This window comes from Clostridiales bacterium FE2011 (assembly GCA_017569305.1).
GTDB lineage: Bacteria > Bacillota > Clostridia > Christensenellales > Aristaeellaceae > Aristaeella.
On sequence record CP069418.1, the window covers coordinates 720,547 to 741,992 of the forward strand.

At 51.6% G+C, this 21,446-nt stretch carries 8 protein-coding genes and 1 other RNA gene; 2 read left to right on the forward strand and 7 right to left on the reverse strand.

The genetic code is table 11. From position 1 onward, the window contains the following. Positions 1-195: 195 nt before the first annotated feature. The 6 genes from JRC49_03555 to JRC49_03580 all read right to left on the reverse strand — a co-directional run bounded on the left by JRC49_03555 (position 196) and on the right by JRC49_03580 (position 19,253). Complete coding sequence (locus tag JRC49_03555) at positions 196-1,617, reverse strand: flippase (GenBank protein QTE71921.1); 1,422 nt, start codon at positions 1,615-1,617, stop codon at positions 196-198. A gap of 4 nt (positions 1,618-1,621) precedes the next feature. After that, positions 1,622-3,001 (reverse strand): magnesium transporter, encoded by a 1,380-nt coding sequence (mgtE, locus tag JRC49_03560; GenBank protein ID QTE71922.1) that lies wholly within the window; start codon positions 2,999-3,001, stop codon positions 1,622-1,624. Positions 3,002-3,463: 462 nt separating this feature from the next. Continuing rightward, positions 3,464-4,399, reverse strand: a complete 936-nt coding sequence (locus JRC49_03565; GenBank protein QTE71923.1) for a LysR family transcriptional regulator — start codon at positions 4,397-4,399, stop codon at positions 3,464-3,466. A 124-nt stretch (positions 4,400-4,523) separates the two neighbouring features. Beyond that, positions 4,524-14,231: a Cna B-type domain-containing protein gene (locus JRC49_03570; GenBank protein ID QTE71924.1), complete on the reverse strand. Its 9,708-nt coding sequence runs from the start codon at positions 14,229-14,231 to the stop codon at positions 4,524-4,526. Between the two features lie 2,114 nt (positions 14,232-16,345). Continuing rightward, positions 16,346-17,578: a hypothetical protein gene (locus JRC49_03575; protein QTE71925.1), complete on the reverse strand. Its 1,233-nt coding sequence runs from the start codon at positions 17,576-17,578 to the stop codon at positions 16,346-16,348. A gap of 442 nt (positions 17,579-18,020) precedes the next feature. Next, positions 18,021-19,253, reverse strand: coding sequence for a winged helix-turn-helix domain-containing protein (locus JRC49_03580; GenBank protein QTE71926.1), 1,233 nt, complete (start codon positions 19,251-19,253; stop codon positions 18,021-18,023). Between the two features lie 446 nt (positions 19,254-19,699). On the opposite strand from JRC49_03580, the gene JRC49_03585 reads away from it, so the two are divergent. Beyond that, positions 19,700-20,170, forward strand: coding sequence for a nucleoside deaminase (locus JRC49_03585; GenBank protein QTE71927.1), 471 nt, complete (start codon positions 19,700-19,702; stop codon positions 20,168-20,170). Further along, the gene (locus JRC49_03590; GenBank protein ID QTE71928.1) at positions 20,167-21,009 is read left to right on the forward strand and encodes an MBL fold metallo-hydrolase; all 843 of its coding nucleotides are present in this window, start codon (positions 20,167-20,169) and stop codon (positions 21,007-21,009) included. Before JRC49_03585 ends, JRC49_03590 begins: the two co-directional genes overlap by 4 nt. A gap of 48 nt (positions 21,010-21,057) precedes the next feature. Here the strand turns inward: JRC49_03590 and rnpB are convergent. After that, positions 21,058-21,393: RNase P RNA component class A (gene rnpB / locus JRC49_03595), an RNA gene on the reverse strand. Positions 21,394-21,446: the final 53 nt, after the last annotated feature.

Below are 21,446 nucleotides of genomic sequence, written 5' to 3' on the forward strand. Positions count from 1 at the left end.
TCAAAACGGACGACCGTCAGGTCGTCCGTTTTCATTTTATAACCTTCAGCCAATCGGAACACCTTAACCCCAACCCATGCACACACGGCTGTCATTCCGACGGAGCGAAAGCGATTGGAGGAATCCCAAAATATATCATTTTTCACATACTGCACATCAGACATCTTCATTCTGCTGGCATCGTACCAGAAATAATTATGAATTATGAATTCTGAATTCTGAATTCCCTTTCACTTTCCACCAGATCAGGCACATCACGCCGTACACAATCACACCAGTGACCGTCATAATCCCCAGGTTCAGCCAGTTTTCTGCCGGGAACACTTGTCCGATCAGCCGGACACAAACCAGCATAATCCCACCCATCACAGCATAAATACCGACGTATCCGATAAACCGCTTATAGGGCAGTTCTTTCCGCAGGATAATGAACTGTACCACCGGCACCGTCATTTCCGCCATCAGAGTACCGATCACTGCGCCCATGCTTCCCATGAAAGGAATCAGGCTGCCGTTCACAATCAGGTTCACCACAGCCCCGGCGCATACGCTCTTCACAAAGATATGATCCCGTTTCTGCGGTAATACCACCTGTGTTCGGATCACATTCGCGAAGCCGATCATGATCAGCGTAAAGGCCAGCGGCACCATCAGCACACCGGAATAGCGGAATTCTTCCCCAAAGAACAGTGGTGCAAAACGGTCTGCCACAGCCGCCACGCCAAAGGCCATCGCGCTGACCATACAGATTACCAGATTCATGCTCCGGTCAATATTCCGGGCAATTTTCTCGGTTTCGCCCTTCTCCTGCATATGGGAAACTTTGGCCATCATCACTGTTCCAATAGCGGAAATGAATCCGCTCAGGCAATAGATGATCTTTTCCGCGTTCTCGTACAGGCCGTTCTGTTCTTCGCCAGCAATATTGTAAACCATTATCTTATCCATTTTGCGGAAGATACTCACCGCGGCAACGGAGATGAACAGCACCGCGCAGGGACGCAGATGTTTCAGCGTCTCCTTCGTGGAAACCCGATGATAGGTTACTTTTCCCCTCAGCGTCAGCGCACAGCTCAGGTTTCCCAGCAGCGTTGCCAGGCTCCAGGCAAAGCCATAGATCCAGAGATCGTCTATATTTTTGATAAAGATAAACACACTTGCTGCTGCAACAAGTTTGACCACTGTGTTCCGAAGTGCCACGGGTTTAAACTGATCCAGACCCATCAGGCACCAGTCGAAGCTGCACAGGCAGCTGACGCTCATCATGGTCAGATGCAGAGCTATATATTTTTCTTTTCCTGCCACCAGGAATACATAGCCAAACCAGAACAGAAGCGTTATACCGGCCACCAGCAGCTGCATCTGCCAGATGCCGGAGAAAGTCCTGTCCAGCTTTTCCCGGTCATCCCGCACCTGGGCAATCGTCCGGACTCCGTAATCTGCCAGTCCCAGCATTCCGACCAGGCAGAAGAGTTCGCTTACCGTCCAGGCCTCGGAATACATGCCAACGCCAGCCTTCCCGACAACGCGGGAAAGATAGGGAGCCGTGATGACAGGCAGCAGGACCGAGAAAATCCTGTAGGCCACGTTGTAAGCTACGTTCTTCTTTGTACTCATAATATCAGGCTATTTTCAGGAGCGACGTCGCGATTCCGAAGTAAACCAGCAGGCTCAGGGCGTCCACGATTGTGGTAATAAACGGGCTGGCCATAACTGCTGGGTCAAAGCCAAGTTTTTTTGCCAGCATCGGCAGCGTACAGCCAACCAGCTTCGCGCACAGCACTGTCACCGCAAGCGTCAGGCCTACAACCACTGCGACCATGATGCTCACTTCCTCATTACCCATGAGCAGCCGGTCTACCAGCATAACCTTAGCGAAGCACAGCACGCTCAGGCAGGCGCCGCAGATCAGAGCTGTCCGGATTTCCTTCCAGATTACCTTGCCCAGGTCACTGAATTCCAGTTCGCCCAGGGACAGGGCACGAATGACCGTAACAGAACTCTGGGATCCGCTGTTACCGCCGGTATCCATCAGCATCGGGATAAAGGCTGCCAGGCAGGTCATACTGGCCAGTGCTTCTTCAAAGCCAGAGATGATCATTCCCGTAAAGGTGGCTGAAATCATCAGCAGGGACAGCCAGGGAATCCGGTGCAGGAACAAGTCGATCGGTGAAGACCGCAAATAGGTCTTGTCGCTCGGCGTCATACCGGCCATGATTTCCATGTCCTCGGTGGTCTCTTCTTCAACAACATCCATGGCGTCGTCGAATGTTACGATACCGACCATACGGTTGTCTCCGTCCACAACCGGAATTGCCAGCAGGTTGTACTTGCTCATCATCCGGGCCACTTCTTCCTGGTCGGTATGGGTGGTCACGGTGATGAGGTTGCTTTCCATGATGCTGTCAATCGTCTGCAGGTCGCTGGGCGCCAGCAGCAAGCTCTTGACACTCACTGTACCAACCAGCAGCCGATTCTGCAGCACATAACAGGTATAGATTGTTTCCTTGTCTACGCCGGTACGGCGGATCCGCAGGATCGCGTCGCCCACCGTCATGTCCGGAGTCAGTTTCACGTACTCCGTCGTCATCACGGATCCGGCGGAGTCTTCCGGATACTGCAGGATCTCGTTGATCTCCTTGCGCATCTCCGGATCGGCCTGGGCCAGGATACGCTGTACCACGTTCGCAGGCATCTCTTCGACAATGTCCACCGCGTCGTCAACGTACAGTTCGTCCATAACCTGACGCAGTTCCTTATCACTGATACCCTTGATCAGGGATTCCTGCTCCTCGCTCTCCATTTCAACGAAGCTTTCCGCGGCCAGCTCCTTTGGCAGGAGCCGGAATAAAAGCGGCAGTTTATCCGGTTCAACGCCGGCAAAAACCGCAGCAATATCCGCGGGATTCATCGTTACGAGGATATCCCGGATTGTGGAGTATTTTTTGTCTGTAAGCAGAGTCTGTAAAGTGTTTTCAACTGTGACAGAATGTTCCGCCATGCTTGCTCCCTCCCATTTGGTTAGAATGGTCAGTTGCCAGAAGCATATAATACCGGGCACATACCTCTGTCCGAACCATAGGCATCCTGGTTCGGTTCAAAAGGTCTTCCCGGTATCAGACATAGCGGCAGATTGAATTTATGACACGCGGAACCGGAACGCCACGACGCCCGGAACCCGCTGTCTTCGCCCAACCGCTATGCCGCTGCTACTCCCAGCGTCCATGACATTCCCTCCTTGTTTTTTTCATTTTTTCAGCCGGAAACAGATCTCTCCGCCCGGCCGTTCACGCTATTATAGTATCATCTTTTTTTGCTTGTCAATCCTTGAAATGTTTCGTTTTTCTTAATTGTTTTTCAGCCTGTTTTTACCTACATAAATACAAGGGATTTCCCCCTTTTTCGCGTTACATCGCTCTGGTGGAAATCCCTCGTTTTCTATACATTTTTAAGTTTTCAGTCTTCAGTTTTCAGTCTTAATTGATTGTAAATACTTCTTCAGTTCCGCAATATACATTTCCGCCATCTGGCTCAGGATCATATTCTGCTTCACGATATACCCGATTTCCATCCGTCCGGCAGCCACCTCTTCCTCCTTGTCCTCAAAGGCCACTGCCACATAGTCCGATCCGTTCAGTTCTTCGCAGATGATGCCGCTGCACAGTGTGTATCCATTCAGACCCACCATCAGGTTCAGCATTGTTGCCCGGTCTGTTGCTTTGATGGTCCGGATATAGTCATACGTGCTCAGGATTTCTTCCGCGAAATAGAACGCTCCGCTCGGTCCCTGTTCAAAGCTCAGACAGGGATAGTCCCGCAGTTCTTCCAGCCGGATCGACTTCTGTTTTGCCAGCGGATGTCCTTTCCAAAGATACACGTAGGGTTCACACTTGATCAGCGGGTGGAACTCCAGCTGGCTGCTCTTCAGGAACTTGCCGATTGCCTTCCGGTTGAAGTCACTCAGGTAAAGGATACCCACCTCACTCTTGCCGGTGGTCACGTCCTCAATCACATCCCGGGTTTTGCTTTCCCGGATTGCAAATTCATATTCGTCAGTATCGAAATGCTTGACCATTTCAACAAAGCTCTTGACCGCGAAGGAATAATGCTGGCAGGAAATGCCGAACTTCTTTCTCAGGTTTCCGCCTTTTCCATATTTTTCCAACAGTCTGTCGTACTGGTTCACCACCTGCCGGGCATACTGGATAAACTCCGCCCCGTCATTGGTCAGTGTAACGCCTTTTCCGCCGCGGTTGAACAGCGTGATTCCCAGCTCCTTCTCCAGTTCACGGACTGCGCTGGTCAGCGAAGGCTGCGTCACATACAGCACCTCAGCCGCCTTGTTCAGCGATCCTTTTTCAGAGATGGTGATCACATAGTTCAGCTGTTGAATCGTCATGACCTGCACGCTTCTCTCATTACGTTTTTCCAGGATAAATCATACCCTACCACACATGCCGTGGATTGTCAAAAAGGACCGGCCGTTTCCGGCCGGTCCCCTGTCTCAAACCAGAATCTTCTCATCAATCGAAGCAGTCACCCACGTGGTTGATGATTACATCCACTCCCAGGGGCGTCTCATACTCTTCAATGATGATTTCCTCACCCGGCAGACGCGGTGTCTTACCCTCTGTCGGCTTGTCCGGGCGGCTCCAGGGCTTATTGGTGAATGTTGTCACCGTTCCCTCTGTTTCCATGCTTTCCAGCTCATAGCCGATCACTTCCTGCTCTGTCCAGGTGTACTCGGCCGGCTTTCCGTTCACCATGGTGGGCAGGCCGGTAATCGAAGCCATCCAGCCGTTTTCTTCGTTCAGGATTACACTCATGCCATTGCTCAGGGTCATATGGACGCTTGTGGGTCTGAACATGTGCTTGTTGTTTTCATCGTCCCAGACCTTCCTGACGGAGACGCTGGTCATTTCCGGCTGATACTTATTCCGGATGGTATATCCATGGATTTCAGCCACATACCAGCGAACCGGATCTTCCTTCACGGTGTAGGTGATCGGGTGACCGTTCACAAACTTGGGCAGCTCGCCGAATGTATGCTTCCATCCGTTAGCCGCAGTCAGTTTTGCGCTCCGGACTTCCTCGCCGCCCGCGTACAGATGAACCGTGATGCTCTTCGGCCGGTTTCCGTCCTTGTTGTTATTGTCATCCCAGATCTTCACAATCTCGATGTCGGTGGTCATGACCTCCTCTTCCGGTTCTTCTTCAGGAATCTGAATATCAAACTCCTTCTCAATCACCAGTTTACCTGTTTCCTTGGTGTTGGTGATCACAAATCCGGTGGAAGCATTACCTGTGATCTTTGCAACATAGCCTTCCGGAATCTTTGTTTCAGCCACTGTGTACTTGATCTCACGGACCACTCCGTCATCGCGTACATTCCGGCACAGGTTGTTCCAGCTGAACTTCCAGCCGTTACCGGCATTCAGTTTCACAGCGTCTCCCAAAGCCTTGCCGTCAGCATAGAGCTGGACTTCGACATCCGCAGGATGTTCACCGCTGTCCACCCAGACCTTCTTCACTTCAACCTTGGTCTTTTCGGCTTCATGTGTATTGGTCAGTGTAGTCAGCGATCCGCTGGTAGATGTACCCGTCAGGGTATATCCAACCACATTCGGCTCCTTCCAGGTATATACGATTTCCTTGCCGTCCTTGCGCTTCGGCAGCTGGTCGATCTGTCCGACCCAGTTGTTATCCGCATTCAGGTTCACAGACTTGCCGGTCAGTTCGCCGTCCGCCAAAAGTTCAATCTTCAGTCCGGTCGGCCGCAGTCCGTCGCTGTTGTTTTCGTCCTTCCAGAGCTTCTTCACAGCGACGCTTGTCAGGATCCTCGCATTCACAAACTCAGCTGCGCAGCCTTCAACTGTAATCGTTCCTTCACTGTTCGTCGAAGTTACAGTATAGTCAGTGCTTTCAGCTTCTTCCACGGTGTATTCAATGTCTGTCGGCAGCCCTGTTGCTGTTGCCGTCTCGCCATCCTTCAGTTCGAATGTTGCTACACCGTTGATGAATGTCATATCGCCATAAGTTTTGTTTATGGTGGTATCACTGAGCGTCACCGTGAATTCAAACTTCTTGTCCGCATCTGTGCTGACACTGCTCTTCACGGTCTTACTGACTTCCAGGTCACCGACTTTTCTGGTGTTTGTAAAATCAGCGATGCATTCTTCGTTTTCAATGATGATTCCACTCGCACCTTCAGCTTCTGTCGTAAATTGCTCGTATTCTTCTTCCTTGACACTGAATTCAATATCAATCGGTAGCCCTGATGCTGTTACAGTTTCGCCGTCCTTGAGTTCAACAGTTGCCACACCATCAACAAACGTCATATCTCCATAAGTTCCGTTAATGGTCGTATCACTCAACACAACTGTGAATTCAAACACCTGGTCCGCATCGACAGCGGCATCACTTACAAGCGTCTTACTGACAGTCAGATCACCGGTCTTCTGTGTATTTGTAACCGTGATCTTGCCATTCTCCAAGGCACCGATACTGCTCGTGTAGCCTGCAACATCCAGTTCCTTCACGCTGTACGCGATCGCGGTCGTGCCGTCTGCTTTGTACTTCGGCAGGCTTGTAAACTTGTAGCTTGTCTGGTCTGCGCTCAGTGTCGCGGTCTTGCCGGTCACATCGCTGCCGTCAGCCGTCAGCTGGATGCCGACTGTTACGCCGTTAGGCCAGGTCTTGCTTCCGTCCGCGTTCAGCCAGGCCTTGTCAACCTCGACTTCAACGGTTTCCTGAGTATTCGTAACAGTGATCTTGCCGTTCGTCAGAGTGCCGACATCACTGTCGTATCCGGGCACTTCCGCTTCCTTCACACTGTACGCGATCTCGGTCGTGCCGTCTGCTTTGTACTTCGGCAGGCTTGTGAACTTGTAGCTTGTCTGGTCTGCGCTCAGTGTCGCGGTCTTGCCGGTCACATCGCTGCCGTCAGCCGTCAGCTGGATGCCGACTGTTACGCCGTTAGGCCAGGTCTTGCTTCCGTCCGCGTTCAGCCAGGCCTTGTCAACCTCGACTTCAACGGTTTCCTGAGTATTCGTAACAGTGATCTTGCCGTTCGTCAGAGTGCCGACATCACTGTCGTATCCGGGCACTTCCGCTTCCTTCACGCTGTACGCGATCGCGGTCGTGCCGTCTGCTTTGTACTTCGGCAGGCTTGTGAACTTGTAGCTTGTCTGGTCTGCGCTCAGTGTCGCGGTCTTGCCGGTCACATCGCTGCCGTCAGCCGTCAGCTGGATGCCGACTGTTACGCCGTTAGGCCAGGTCTTGCTTCCGTCCGCGTTCAGCCAGGCCTTGTCAACCTCGACCTCAACGGTTTCCTGAGTATTCGTAACAGTGATCTTGCCGTTCGTCAGAGTGCCGACATCACTGTCGTATCCGGGCACTTCCGCTTCCTTCACGCTGTACGCGATCTCGGTCGTGCCGTCTGCTTTGTACTTCGGCAGGCTTGTGAACTTGTAGCTTGTCTGGTCTGCGCTCAGTGTCGCGGTCTTGCCGGTCACATCGCTGCCGTCAGCCGTCAGCTGGATGCCGACTGTTACGCCGTTAGGCCATGTCTTGCTTCCGTCCGCGTTCAGCCAGGCCTTGTCAACCTCGACTTCAACGGTTTCCTGAGTATTCGTAACAGTGATCTTGCCGTTCGTCAGAGTGCCGACATCACTGTCGTATCCGGGCACTTCCGCTTCCTTCACACTGTACGCGATCTCGGTCGTGCCGTCTGCTTTGTACTTCGGCAGGCTTGTGAACTTGTAGCTTGTCTGGTCTGCGCTCAGTGTCGCGGTCTTGCCGGTCACATCGCTGCCGTCAGCCGTCAGCTGGATGCCGACTGTTACGCCGTTAGGCCAGGTCTTGCTTCCGTCCGCGTTCAGCCAGGCCTTGTCAACCTCGACCTCAACGGTTTCCTGAGTATTCGTAACAGTGATCTTGCCGTTCGTCAGAGTGCCGACATCACTGTCGTATCCGGGCACTTCCGCTTCCTTCACACTGTACGCGATCTCGGTCGTGCCGTCTGCTTTGTACTTCGGCAGGCTTGTGAACTTGTAGCTTGTCTGGTCTGCGCTCAGTGTCGCGGTCTTGCCGGTCACATCGCTGCCGTCAGCCGTCAGCTGGATGCCGACTGTTACGCCGTTAGGCCATGTCTTGCTTCCGTCCGCGTTCAGCCAGGCCTTGTCAACCTCGACTTCAACGGTTTCCTGAGTATTCGTAACAGTGATCTTGCCGTTCGTCAGAGTGCCGACATCACTGTCGTATCCGGGCACTTCCGCTTCCTTCACGCTGTACGCAATCGCGGTCGTGCCGTCTGCTTTGTACTTCGGCAGGCTTGTGAACTTGTAGCTTGTCTGGTCTGCGCTCAGTGTCGCGGTCTTGCCGGTCACATCGCTGCCGTCAGCCGTCAGCTGGATGCCGACTGTTACGCCGTTAGGCCAGGTCTTGCTTCCGTCCGCGTTCAGCCAGGCCTTGTCAACCTCGACTTCAACGGTTTCCTGAGTATTCGTAACAGTGATCTTGCCGTTCGTCAGAGTGCCGACATCACTGTCGTATCCGGGCACTTCCGCTTCCTTCACGCTGTACGCGATCGCGGTCGTGCCGTCTGCTTTGTACTTCGGCAGGCTTGTGAACTTGTAGCTTGTCTGGTCTGCGCTCAGTGTCGCGGTCTTGCCGGTCACATCGCTGCCGTCAGCCGTCAGCTGGATGCCGACTGTTACGCCGTTAGGCCAGGTCTTGCTTCCGTCCGCGTTCAGCCAGGCCTTGTCAACCTCGACTTCAACGGTTTCCTGAGTATTCGTAACAGTGATCTTGCCGTTCGTCAGAGTGCCGACATCACTGTCGTATCCGGGCACTTCCGCTTCCTTCACACTGTACGCGATCTCGGTCGTGCCGTCTGCTTTGTACTTCGGCAGGCTTGTGAACTTGTAGCTTGTCTGGTCTGCGCTCAGTGTCGCGGTCTTGTCGGTCACATCGCTGCCGTCAGCCATCAGCTGGATGCCGACTGTTACGCCGTTAGGCCATGTCTTGCTTCCGTCCGCATTCAACCACGCCTTGTCTACAGATATATCTACTGTACCTTGTTTATTTGTAATTGTAATCTTGCCGTTCGTCAGATCACTGACTTCGCTTCCGTATCCAGGCACTTCCGCTTCCTTCACGCTGTACGCGATCGCGGTCGTGCCGTCTGCTTTGTACTTCGGCAGGCTTGTGAACTTGTAGCTTGTCTGGTCTGCGCTCAGTGTCGCGGTCTTGCCGGTCACATCGCTGCCGTCAGCCGTCAGCTGGATGCCGACTGTTACGCCGTTAGGCCAGGTCTTGCTTCCGTCCGCGTTCAGCCAGGCCTTGTCAACCTCGACTTCAACGGTTTCCTGAGTATTCGTAACAGTGATCTTGCCGTTCGTCAGAGTGCCGACATCACTGTCGTATCCGGGCACTTCCGCTTCCTTCACGCTGTACGCGATCGCGGTCGTGCCGTCTGCTTTGTACTTCGGCAGGCTTGTGAACTTGTAGCTTGTCTGGTCTGCGCTCAGTGTCGCGGTCTTGCCGGTCACATCGCTGCCGTCAGCCGTCAGCTGGATGCCGACTGTTACGCCGTTAGGCCAGGTCTTGCTTCCGTCCGCGTTCAGCCAGGCCTTGTCAACCTCGACCTCAACGGTTTCCTGAGTATTCGTAACAGTGATCTTGCCGTTCGCCAGAGTGCCGACATCACTGTCGTATCCGGGCACTTCCGCTTCCTTCACGCTGTACGCGATCGCGGTCGTGCCGTCTGCTTTGTACTTCGGCAGGCTTGTGAACTTGTAGCTTGTCTGGTCTGCGCTCAGTGTCGCGGTCTTGTCGGTCACATCGCTGCCGTCAGCCGTCAGCTGGATGCCGACTGTTACGCCGTTAGGCCAGGTCTTGCTTCCGTCCGCGTTCAGCCAGGCCTTGTCAACCTCGACTTCAACGGTTTCCTGAGTATTCGTAACAGTGATCTTGCCGTTCGTCAGAGTGCCGACATCACTGTCGTATCCGGGCACTTCCGCTTCCTTCACGCTGTACGCGATCGCGGTCGTGCCGTCTGCTTTGTACTTCGGCAGGCTTGTGAACTTGTAGCTTGTCTGGTCTGCGCTCAGTGTCGCGGTCTTGCCGGTCACATCGCTGCCGTCAGCCGTCAGCTGGATGCCGACTGTTACGCCGTTAGGCCATGTCTTGCTTCCGTCCGCGTTCAGCCAGGCCTTGTCAACCTCGACCTCAACGGTTTCCTGAGTATTCGTAACAGTGATCTTGCCGTTCGTCAGAGTGCCGACATCACTGTCGTATCCGGGCACTTCCGCTTCCTTCACACTGTACGCGATCTCGGTCGTGCCGTCTGCTTTGTACTTCGGCAGGCTTGTGAACTTGTAGCTTGTCTGGTCTGCGCTCAGTGTCGCGGTCTTGCCGGTCACATCGCTGCCGTCAGCCGTCAGCTGGATGCCGACTGTTACGCCGTTAGGCCAGGTCTTGCTTCCGTCCGCGTTCAGCCAGGCCTTGTCAACCTCGACTTCAAGGGTTTCCTGAGTATTCGTAACAGTGATCTTGCCGTTCGTCAGAGTGCCGACATCACTGTCGTATCCGGGCACTTCCGCTTCCTTCACACTGTACGCGATCTCGGTCGTGCCGTCTGCTTTGTACTTCGGCAGGCTTGTGAACTTGTAGCTTGTCTGGTCTGCGCTCAGTGTCGCGGTCTTGCCGGTCACATCGCTGCCGTCAGCCGTCAGCTGGATGCCGACTGTTACGCCGTTAGGCCAGGTCTTGCTTCCGTCCGCGTTCAGCCAGGCCTTGTCAACCTCGACTTCAACGGTTTCCTGAGTATTCGTAACAGTGATCTTGCCGTTCGTCAGAGTGCCGACATCACTGTCGTATCCGGGCACTTCCGCTTCCTTCACGCTGTACGCGATCGCGGTCGTGCCGTCTGCTTTGTACTTCGGCAGGCTTGTGAACTTGTAGCTTGTCTGGTCTGCGCTCAGTGTCGCGGTCTTGCCGGTCACATCGCTGCCGTCAGCCGTCAGCTGGATGCCGACTGTTACGCCGTTAGGCCAGGTCTTGCTTCCGTCCGCGTTCAGCCAGGCCTTGTCAACCTCGACTTCAACGGTTTCCTGAGTATTCGTAACAGTGATCTTGCCGTTCGTCAGAGTGCCGACATCACTGTCGTATCCGGGCACTTCCGCTTCCTTCACGCTGTACGCGATCGCGGTCGTGCCGTCTGCTTTGTACTTCGGCAGGCTTGTGAACTTGTAGCTTGTCTGGTCTGCGCTCAGTGTCGCGGTCTTGCCGGTCACATCGCTGCCGTCAGCCGTCAGCTGGATGCCGACTGTTACGCCGTTAGGCCAGGTCTTGCTTCCGTCCGCATTCAACCACGCCTTGTCTACAGATATATCTACTGTACCTTGTTTATTTGTAATTGTAATCTTGCCGTTCGTCAGATCACTGACTTCGCTTCCGTATCCAGGCACTTCCGCTTCCTTCACGCTGTACGCGATCGCGGTCGTGCCGTCTGCTTTGTACTTCGGCAGGCTTGTGAACTTGTAGCTTGTCTGGTCTGCGCTCAGTGTCGCGGTCTTGCCGGTCACATCGCTGCCGTCAGCCGTCAGCTGGATGCCGACTGTTACGCCGTTAGGCCAGGTCTTGCTTCCGTCCGCGTTCAGCCAGGCCTTGTCAACCTCGACTTCAACGGTTTCCTGAGTATTCGTAACAGTGATCTTGCCGTTCGTCAGAGTGCCGACATCACTGTCGTATCCGGGCACTTCCGCTTCCTTCACGCTGTACGCGATCGCGGTCGTGCCGTCTGCTTTGTACTTCGGCAGGCTTGTGAACTTGTAGCTTGTCTGGTCTGCGCTCAGTGTCGCGGTCTTGCCGGTCACATCGCTGCCGTCAGCCGTCAGCTGGATGCCGACTGTTACGCCGTTAGGCCAGGTCTTGCTTCCGTCCGCGTTCAGCCAGGCCTTGTCAACCTCGACCTCAACGGTTTCCTGAGTATTCGTAACAGTGATCTTGCCGTTCGTCAGAGTGCCGACATCACTGTCGTATCCGGGCACTTCCGCTTCCTTCACGCTGTACGCGATCTCGGTCGTGCCGTCTGCTTTGTACTTCGGCAGGCTTGTGAACTTGTAGCTTGTCTGGTCTGCGCTCAGTGTCGCGGTCTTGCCGGTCACATCGCTGCCGTCAGCCGTCAGCTGGATGCCGACTGTTACGCCGTTAGGCCAGGTCTTGCTTCCGTCCGCGTTCAGCCAGGCCTTGTCAACCTCGACTTCAACGGTTTCCTGAGTATTCGTAACAGTGATCTTGCCGTTCGTCAGAGTGCCGACATCACTGTCGTATCCGGGCACTTCCGCTTCCTTCACGCTGTACGCGATCGCGGTCGTGCCGTCTGCTTTGTACTTCGGCAGGCTTGTGAACTTGTAGCTTGTCTGGTCTGCGCTCAGTGTCGCGGTCTTGCCGGTCACATCGCTGCCGTCAGCCGTCAGCTGGATGCCGACTGTTACGCCGTTAGGCCAGGTCTTGCTTCCGTCCGCGTTCAGCCAGGCCTTGTCAACCTCGACTTCAACGGTTTCCTGAGTATTCGTAACAGTGATCTTGCCGTTCGTCAGAGTGCCGACATCACTGTCGTATCCGGGCACTTCCGCTTCCTTCACGCTGTACGCGATCGCGGTCGTGCCGTCTGCTTTGTACTTCGGCAGGCTTGTGAACTTGTAGCTTGTCTGGTCTGCGCTCAGTGTCGCGGTCTTGCCGGTCACATCGCTGCCGTCAGCCGTCAGCTGGATGCCGACTGTTACGCCGTTAGGCCAGGTCTTGCTTCCGTCCGCGTTCAGCCAGGCCTTGTCAACCTCGACTTCAACGGTTTCCTGAGTATTCGTAACAGTGATCTTGCCGTTCGTCAGAGTGCCGACATCACTGTCGTATCCGGGCACTTCCGCTTCCTTCACGCTGTACGCGATCGCGGTCGTGCCGTCTGCTTTGTACTTCGGCAGGCTTGTGAACTTGTAGCTTGTCTGGTCTGCGCTCAGTGTCGCGGTCTTGCCGGTCACATCGCTGCCGTCAGCCGTCAGCTGGATGCCGACTGTTACGCCGTTAGGCCAGGTCTTGCTTCCGTCCGCGTTCAGCCAGGCCTTGTCGACTTCGATGTCCACAGTCTCCAAGATGTATGCATTTCCAAACTCAATACTACCGAGATTCGTATCTTCGTTGATAACAACTGTTCCGGACGGATTATCGATGCCTGTAAACGGTGTTGCTGTTTCTCCGACTGTCACTGTTGTTGTGCGCGTATATCCAGCTTGTTGTGCGCTTGTTGCAGTTTCGATGACCGTATACGTTTCTCCAGGTAGAATACCATCTGCCTGGGTCAATCTTACTGATTTGCTTCCATCCGTAAACTCAGACGGATACTTCATTGTCACAGTTGTGACAGTTTCGCCATCCTCGTCCTTCACAACAAACTGGATATCCATATCAGCCAGAGTACCGTTATTGACTGTTACAGACTTTGTCAGAGTCAGTTCCGCTGTTTTTTCTTTATTTGTAATCAGGAAACTGCCGTCATTCTTTTGTTCTGTTTTTTCCAGTTCGAAGTGTTCCGCATACGTACCCTCGATTTTTGTTTCTTTCACGGAGTACGTGATTTCATCATCACCTTCATACTGCACCAGGCCGGTAAATGTATAACTCGGCTGATCTGCACTCAAAATCGCAGATTTGCCTTCCACGTCCACAATTTCGCCCTCGCCGACCTGTTTTTGCAGCTGAATAGTAACCGTCGTTCCCGTCGGCCATTGTGTTCCATTCGCAAGTGTTATTCTGCTTTCAGTAGCAATTGCACTATTCTCTGTCGTATATGCCCAAGCCTTATTAACGGTAATATTATCCGGTTGCCGTGTATTATTGAAAGTAATTGCGCTTATAGCATTTTCGTCTTCGGTTGCATCCACAATTCCTTTAAACTCACTTGACTCAGGTGTTCCACTGATATCATTACTACGGAATTTGGCAATTGCATATTCGACATTGTCATAATACTCCGGGAAAGCCGCATAAACCACACCACTGGCACCCATATATACAATTGTTATATAGTATTCTTCTGTATCGCAGATATAGGTTCCCTTTGTTGTTGATGCTTTGCCCTTTTCTTTGATTTTAAAGACTCTTCCGCCTTGACCATTATTATACAATACGGAATAAGCCATAGACGGGCCGCTGTTAGTCAGCGTTGCCACTTTTGTCCAATGTACATCACTGGTATCATTTGCTTCATTTTCATCCCATTGATATAAATCAAACTCAAACACTTCACTTGCGGCAGGCGATACATTATTCACTTTTTTCCCAAATTGTGTATCTGCATCCACTGCAAGTGTAAGAGATTTGTTTCTGCAATGCCATTCATTTTGTTGATTTCCGCTTGTCACCTCGCCACCAGATATGATCCAACCTTCACTAGACGTCGTAATAGTTGTTTTTGAGGTTCCCTGCGGGATTAGGAACATGCCAATTGCTTCATTTAGCTCCACAGACGTTGCATTTGGCATATTGAAAACAACATGAGAAGAAAGCCATTCTTTACCATCATCAGTATCAGCATTTGTTCCATCTGAATAAGTATACTCTATTTTTCCAATGTGAACGTCAGTTCCAAGTTCGTTGAAAACAATGGTTTGATTTTTATGCAAATGTATCTTTAACGGAGATCCATCTAGCTTAAAATCAATTTCAGACGGATCAATGTAAATCGTTTTTCCATCTTCAAAAACCGTCAAGTCAAATCCTTGAGACGTTGGTTTATATGTTGCCTCCTTTTGGCGCAGAATATCAGACATAGCCTGGCCATGATTTAAAATAGGATTTACAATAGATTGTGCTATCTTCTCCGCAGATGATTCAACCACAATCACATTCGATTTTTTATTCAGAATCTTACTTTCATCTTCTTTGTCTATAAACAGCACCACATCGCCAGTATTTGGTGCATTCATATGCATAACACCATCAATATGTCCTGCAACAACTGAACCTGTTGCATTTCCGCCAAGATCTGGTTGGACATTAACGTCATCGCCACCATGGCATATATAATAATTGGTTGCAAAATTCGTTTGCATATGGCCTGTCTGGTTAAATGTTTGAGCTGTAACACCATAGTTAACCCCAGGTCCGAGAACCCACATTGGATTCAGCGCATTCTCCAACGGATAATAGGAAAGTATGAATTTATGTTCCATATGGAGGATGTGCTGTTCGTCATCTGTCTCCTGTGTATATTGATATGTATATTTATAGCTTTTGATATAGTCCACATCGTAATATTTATCTTCAGTCGGTTTGTTTGGACCTGCAGAGATACCACCAGCGTTAGGTTTCGCTGTTATTACTTTTGCGGTTATTCCTTGCCAGTTGGGCGAATAGTTTTGCCCATCAGACCATCCATCTTCAACATTTATGATAGTTTTTGCTGATCCGTCTGTCGTCAAATTTATTGTTTTATAGTATTTGCTATTTCCGTCTGCACTGGTAGCTTCCAGAACTACATAGTACACACCCGACTCAATAGCTGTAGTATTTCCAGTTGGATCAAATTCAATGACAACATCCAGTTCCTTTGTATTCCCCTGCTTGAATCCTGTGCGGTAATCAACAGCTCCATCGCTGACCGGTCCGTTTGTACCTAACGGATCATAGCCGGTGAAGCTCTGATTCATAATTGTATTATATTTTTCAGTCTGATTACGTGCTATATCCTTGAGCTTACCAATATGAGGCAGCTCTTCCGTTGTATGAACCAGACGAACCTTCAGATTGCTTTTGACTTCATCAGGAAGATCACTGTATGCAAGGCCAATAGGATTATGCTGATCATCACTATACGCTTGATATTCCTGATTGCTTAATCCCGGAATATGAACAGTAAACGGAGTTTGCGTTCCTGCTCGGTTACCAAGATTCACAATACTCCAGTATGTATTGTTAGGACTGTTTGCAACTGTACCAGCAGAAAAATCCGACGTATCCATTACGATCAGATAGTAGTTTCCCGTCACACTCGGCGCAGCAATCGGATTATCATCATAATCATGGAAACTGACTTCCACATCAAAGTCTTCTGTATTTCCATCAGCGCCTCTTGTCGCTGGCGCATTCAATGGTCCCCTTCTTCCTTCTGCAGGCTGATCTGCCAGTACGGATACAGGGAGAATATTCACCAGCATCACGAGAGTGAGCAGGAAAGCGATTGTTTTCTTCATCGTGTACTTCATCAGGTTCCCTCTTTTCAACAAACTATTCAGTCGTTAAGAAGCAGCTTAAGCCGTACCCATTCGGGCACGGCAAATGTATATCAGTCTTCCTGATTTTCCTCTAAGTATACCAGTATTCTCCAGTACACTATGTTATTTTCAGGAGTAACGACAACGTCCATTGTAGTCTTGGTTTCATTGGGTATATCGTACCAAGTTTCTTCATCCGGACTATACTGCCACTGCACGGTGTATTGCAGTTCGTCATATCCTTCCATAACTGCCACGAAATGGGCGGTATCGCCAATGATCGGTTCCGGCACATCCCAAGTCACATCAACCCTGATATGCCTTTCAGGAGTTGTTTCAGACTCTGGTATGTTTTCTTCTGTTTCTTCAATGTCCGCCGGATCTTCTTCAGCAGGTTCTTCTCCCTCAGTTAATTCATTCACATTCTCATTTGTTTCTTCTGAGTCATCTGTTATTTCCGTATTCTCTTCATTCTCCGGGTTTTCTGCAGTTTCTTCCCCATTCTCTTCCTCTATAGTTTCATCCTCCGGAGCTTTTTCCGTTTCTTCCTCTTCTTCAATTATTTCATCCGGCTCGTCATTTGTTTCTTCTTCATCTATTTCTTCCGCCGGTATTTCATTTTCTGCTATCTCATCAGCTGGTTTCTCTTCGTCCTCTTCTGCCTGTTCTTCGGTTTCCTCTGGCTGCTCCGCCTGTTCAGCTAACCAGCTTTCATATTCAGCTTCATTCATAATGAAGACATTCAGCTTTGCCATGAGGTTGGGTTCCACAGGTCCCAGGGTGACCAGGTAGGATCCTGCCTCAGCATACCAGCTGATGACTGTCTGACTTGTTTCGTCATTTGTCAGGGTTCTGGCAGGGTTATCTGAAAGCCTGTCGGATTTCTCCACTGTGATCCAGCCATGACGACCCAGCACAACCAGATTCACCTGTTGTGCATGATCTATGTCCAGCTTCAGGACTGCGGGCTTTGTCTTCTTCATCGTCCCGCTCCAGGAGTCGCCGATACGGACAGCCTTGGTGATGATAATCTCCATGCTGTCGGCAGCTTCCTCCTCAACCGCTTCTTCCGGATCCACCACCTCAGACTCGGCTGCCTGAGGCTCGGTTGCCTCCGGCTCCGTCGTCTCCGGTTCTGTTGTCTCGGGTTCGGTTGTTTCCGGTACAGACTCTTCCTGTTCAACAGGCGCCAGGTCTGTAGGTGTGGCAGTTACATCTTCAGCAGCTGCCCACACGGAAACAGCGCAGATCATCAGCATCACTGCGCAGATCACGAGAAACATCTGGATGAAACGATTTTTCATAGTCCCGACTCCTTTGTGTGAATGTAATAACCAGTATCCACAGATCGCTCTGTGTAACTATCGTATTATTCTTGTGTCGTTTATGTGTAATAGTGCAAACGATTAATCTCTGCACTCAATCATATTATCCTACCATAACAATCTTTTGTTTTCAAGCGTTTGAGAGGTTTCTGACCAGTGTTTTCCAGATAGTTAATTACATGGCCTTTTTGCTTGTTTGGCCATGTAATCTTTGTGACTTCCTCACTTTTATCATACTTTTTCGATTGTATAAACCTATCTGTTTTTTTGTGTTTTTTATTTGATTTATGCTCTTTTTTGTACTGGTATACAGGTACTTCTTTCCTTTACTTAGTTACATTAATAAAGAAATATGGTTATTTCATGCACAAAAAAACGCGTTCCCCTGCGGGAACGCGTTGTGATTGAGTTCAGGAAGTGATTATTCCAGTCTGGGCTCGATTTCCGGATGATCCGGAGCCATGTTCTGGGAATTCAGGGGGCCGACGCGGTAATTGAAGACAATGTTGCTGTTGGGGTAACTGCGGTAGAACACCCGCTTGATACGTTCAAGTACCATGCCGCCGGTGTTGTAGTTTACCGTGGGCAGGAGCAGGGCGAAAACCGTGGGAGCGAAACGGGTGATGGTATCACCTTTGCGCAGGTTCTTCGTCAGGATCTCCAGAAGGCCGTTCATGATGTTGTTCTGCCGCATGGTGTCAATTTCCTTATCGTTATAGGGAGACACCATGATGATCGCCAGGAACATGGTCGCACCCAGGCGTTCCAGGTTACGCATCTGGAGGTTGAAGATTTCTTTGAATACGGTGTATTCGCACACGAAGGCGCCGCGGCGTTCGCCGCTCTCACGCAGTTCGTTGCGGATGGATTCGAGGTTAAAGTCCAGGGTTTTGCCGGCAGATACGATCTGCTTGTAGAACTCCTGCAGGTCTTCGCTGGGCTGTACGCCGAGGTAGTGATAATTCAGCTGGACAACGTGCTTGTACTGCACCAGGGCTTCGCCGGTCCGGTTGATCTTGATCAGAGCGGACATCAGCTCCATGTGGAGACGGTCATCAAAGGAATCCACATCCAGTGCGCGACGGCAGATGCTCACGATATCTGCGTACTGTCCGCTGGTCTTCAGCATTTCAATATAGGCATAAACGGCAGCCATGTACTTGTTGTGCATGGTAGTGGCCTTCGCCAGCGCCCACTCGTTCTGCTCGGAGTGCTGCAGCAGGTCGCCCTGGTACTTCTCCAGCAGCTGGTTGTACAGGCGGCGCAGTTCTGCCTGGGGTACATTGTTCTCCGCCAGGCGGTTAAAGATCGAATCGATCTCGTACATGTCGATGGTCATGTTTTCCGGGCACTGCCAGTGATAGGCACCGCGGTCGGAAACCACGCACGCACCCAGCGCGGGATCAATCTGGTTAAGCAGCACACGCAGACGGCTGACGAGCGTCTTCAGGGCGTTCTCAGGATTGGTGCTCTTTTCTTCGTCCCACAGGGCAGCCAGCAGTTTCTGGTTCGGGACCCGCTCTCCTTCGTTCAGGATAAGATACTGAACAAGGGCCGCGCCCTTTTTGGACTTGACCGCAAGCTGATCTGTCTTCTTCTCGTCTATATAGATCAGGAAGTGATCCATCATTTGAATCCGAATGGTTTCTGCCATGTTTTCTCTCCCTCGTACCCTTTTACTCTGCCGTGTTAAAGCGTTTACTCTTTGCAAATGTTGCGCAATTGTTTCCTGCAAATCAACAGACGTTCACATTTTACAATACGGTTACATTGTAGCAGTCTGTATCCCATTTTGCAAGTATTTTGTTACATGAGTCAGAAAACCTTTTCAAAAATATTTTCATGTATCAGTTACAAATTGAACCTTCATTTTCCTATACCTTTCGGCAAAATCGAAAAGTCATGCTGTCAAAAACTTACTTCACAGTTACATAACCTTGCCTATGTTGGTTTCATGGCCGGCTTCACAAAGCATGTTTTGAGTCCCTCAGGTGTAACCGAAATTGCTCAGGATTGTCCTTGTTCTCAAATGTTGACATTTTCCTTTGTCTCTATAATAATGAAGGCAAACAATGGATATCCGGAAAGGAGGAGAACGCCATGAATACACAGGACCGGGCCGGTATGCTGGAAGCCATGAAGGAGGCTGAGAAAGCCTTTGCCGAAGGCGAGGTGCCTGTCGGTGCCGCACTGTATCACGGCGATACCCTCCTCTGGGCGGATCATAACCGGCGGGAAGCGCAGAAGGATCCCACCGCCCATGCGGAAATGCTGTGCCTGCGCAACGGCGCGGCAAAGCTTGGGAACTGGCGCCTGAAGGACTGTACGCTGTATGTGACCCTGGAGCCCTGTCCCATGTGCTCCGGTGCGCTCCTCATGAGCCGGCTGGGCCGGTGCGTATTCGGCGCTGCCGATCCGGAAGCCGGCTGCTGCGGCAGCATTTACGACCTGCCGGCGGATCCGCTGCTTCACGGACATACAGTCTGGGAGCAGTCTGATTCCGGAGAGGAATGCAGGGAACTGCTGAATCGTTTCTTTAGTGAGAGACGTCCGGAAGGAGGAAACGAATGAATAAGATTCTGCTGACATCTCTTCTGGTTCTTTCCCTGCTGTGCTCCGTAGGATGCGGTGAACAGACGGAAGAGCCGGAAATGTCCTTGCTGGCGATCAACGTACGTAAAGCGGACGCGTTGCTGCTGCGCTGCGGCCAGAGCGCCTACCTGATCGATACAGGCATCAAAAAGAACTCGGACATCCTTCTCGATGTGCTGAGGAAGGAAGGCATCACAAAGCTGACAGGCGTGATCCTGACCCACACCCATGCGGATCACACCGGTGGGCTGAAAGCGCTGCTGGAATCTGAAATTGTCGTCGAGAACATTTATACTTCAAAGTACTATGTGCTGAAGAAGGAAGACGGAAAGCATCCCGTTGAGAAAGCCACCAAGAAAACGGATCATGAGATTAATTACCTGGCGTCCGGTGATACGCTCCCGCTGGACGGCGGAAAGCTGACGGTTCTCGGCCCGCTGGAATTGAATGAGGATGCGGAAAACAACAATTCCCTGGTCATCCTGGCGGAAGGCGGCGGCGGAAGCATCCTACTGACGGGAGATATGGAATTCCCGGAAGAGGATTCCCTGCTGAAAGCTGGTCTCATCCCCCACGCGGATGTGCTGAAGGTCGGCAACCACGGTGAAGGAGACGCCACCTGCAATGCCTTTGTAAATGCTGTACAGCCTTCCCTGGCGGTGATCTCCACCAATACGGAAGACGAACCGGATACGCCGGATCCCCGGGTACTCAAGCTGCTGAATGACAGCAAGATTCCTGTGCTGATCACCCAGGATGCCGAAGAAGGCGTGCTGGTAACCCTCCGGAACGGGGAAATCACGACAGAAATGAAATAAGGTCTATGGCAAAGAAAAAGCTCTCCTCTGCGGAGAGCTTTTTCACGTCGTGCGAGCGTGACCATAAGCCGGGTTCTGTATTGGACGGTCATCTATCCAGGCCGTACGTTACCGCACGGCTCAAGCGATCGCGAGGGGCGCGGCGGGCCGCCGACATGCCCTCATTGCATCTTGCACCGGGTGGGGTTTACAGCACAGACCTGTTACCAGGTTTGTGGGTGAGCTCTTACCTCGCCTTTCCATCCTTACCGTCCCGAAGGGCGGCGGTTTATTTCTGTTGCACTCTCCCTGGAGTCGCCTCCGCCGGCCGTTAGCCGGCACCCTTGCCCTGTGGTGCCCGGACTTTCCTCATGCCCGAAGGCCTGCGACCGTCTGTTCACCTCGCACGCGGATAGCATAATATTCCCGTGATGATTTGTCAATGTGTAATGGTGAAA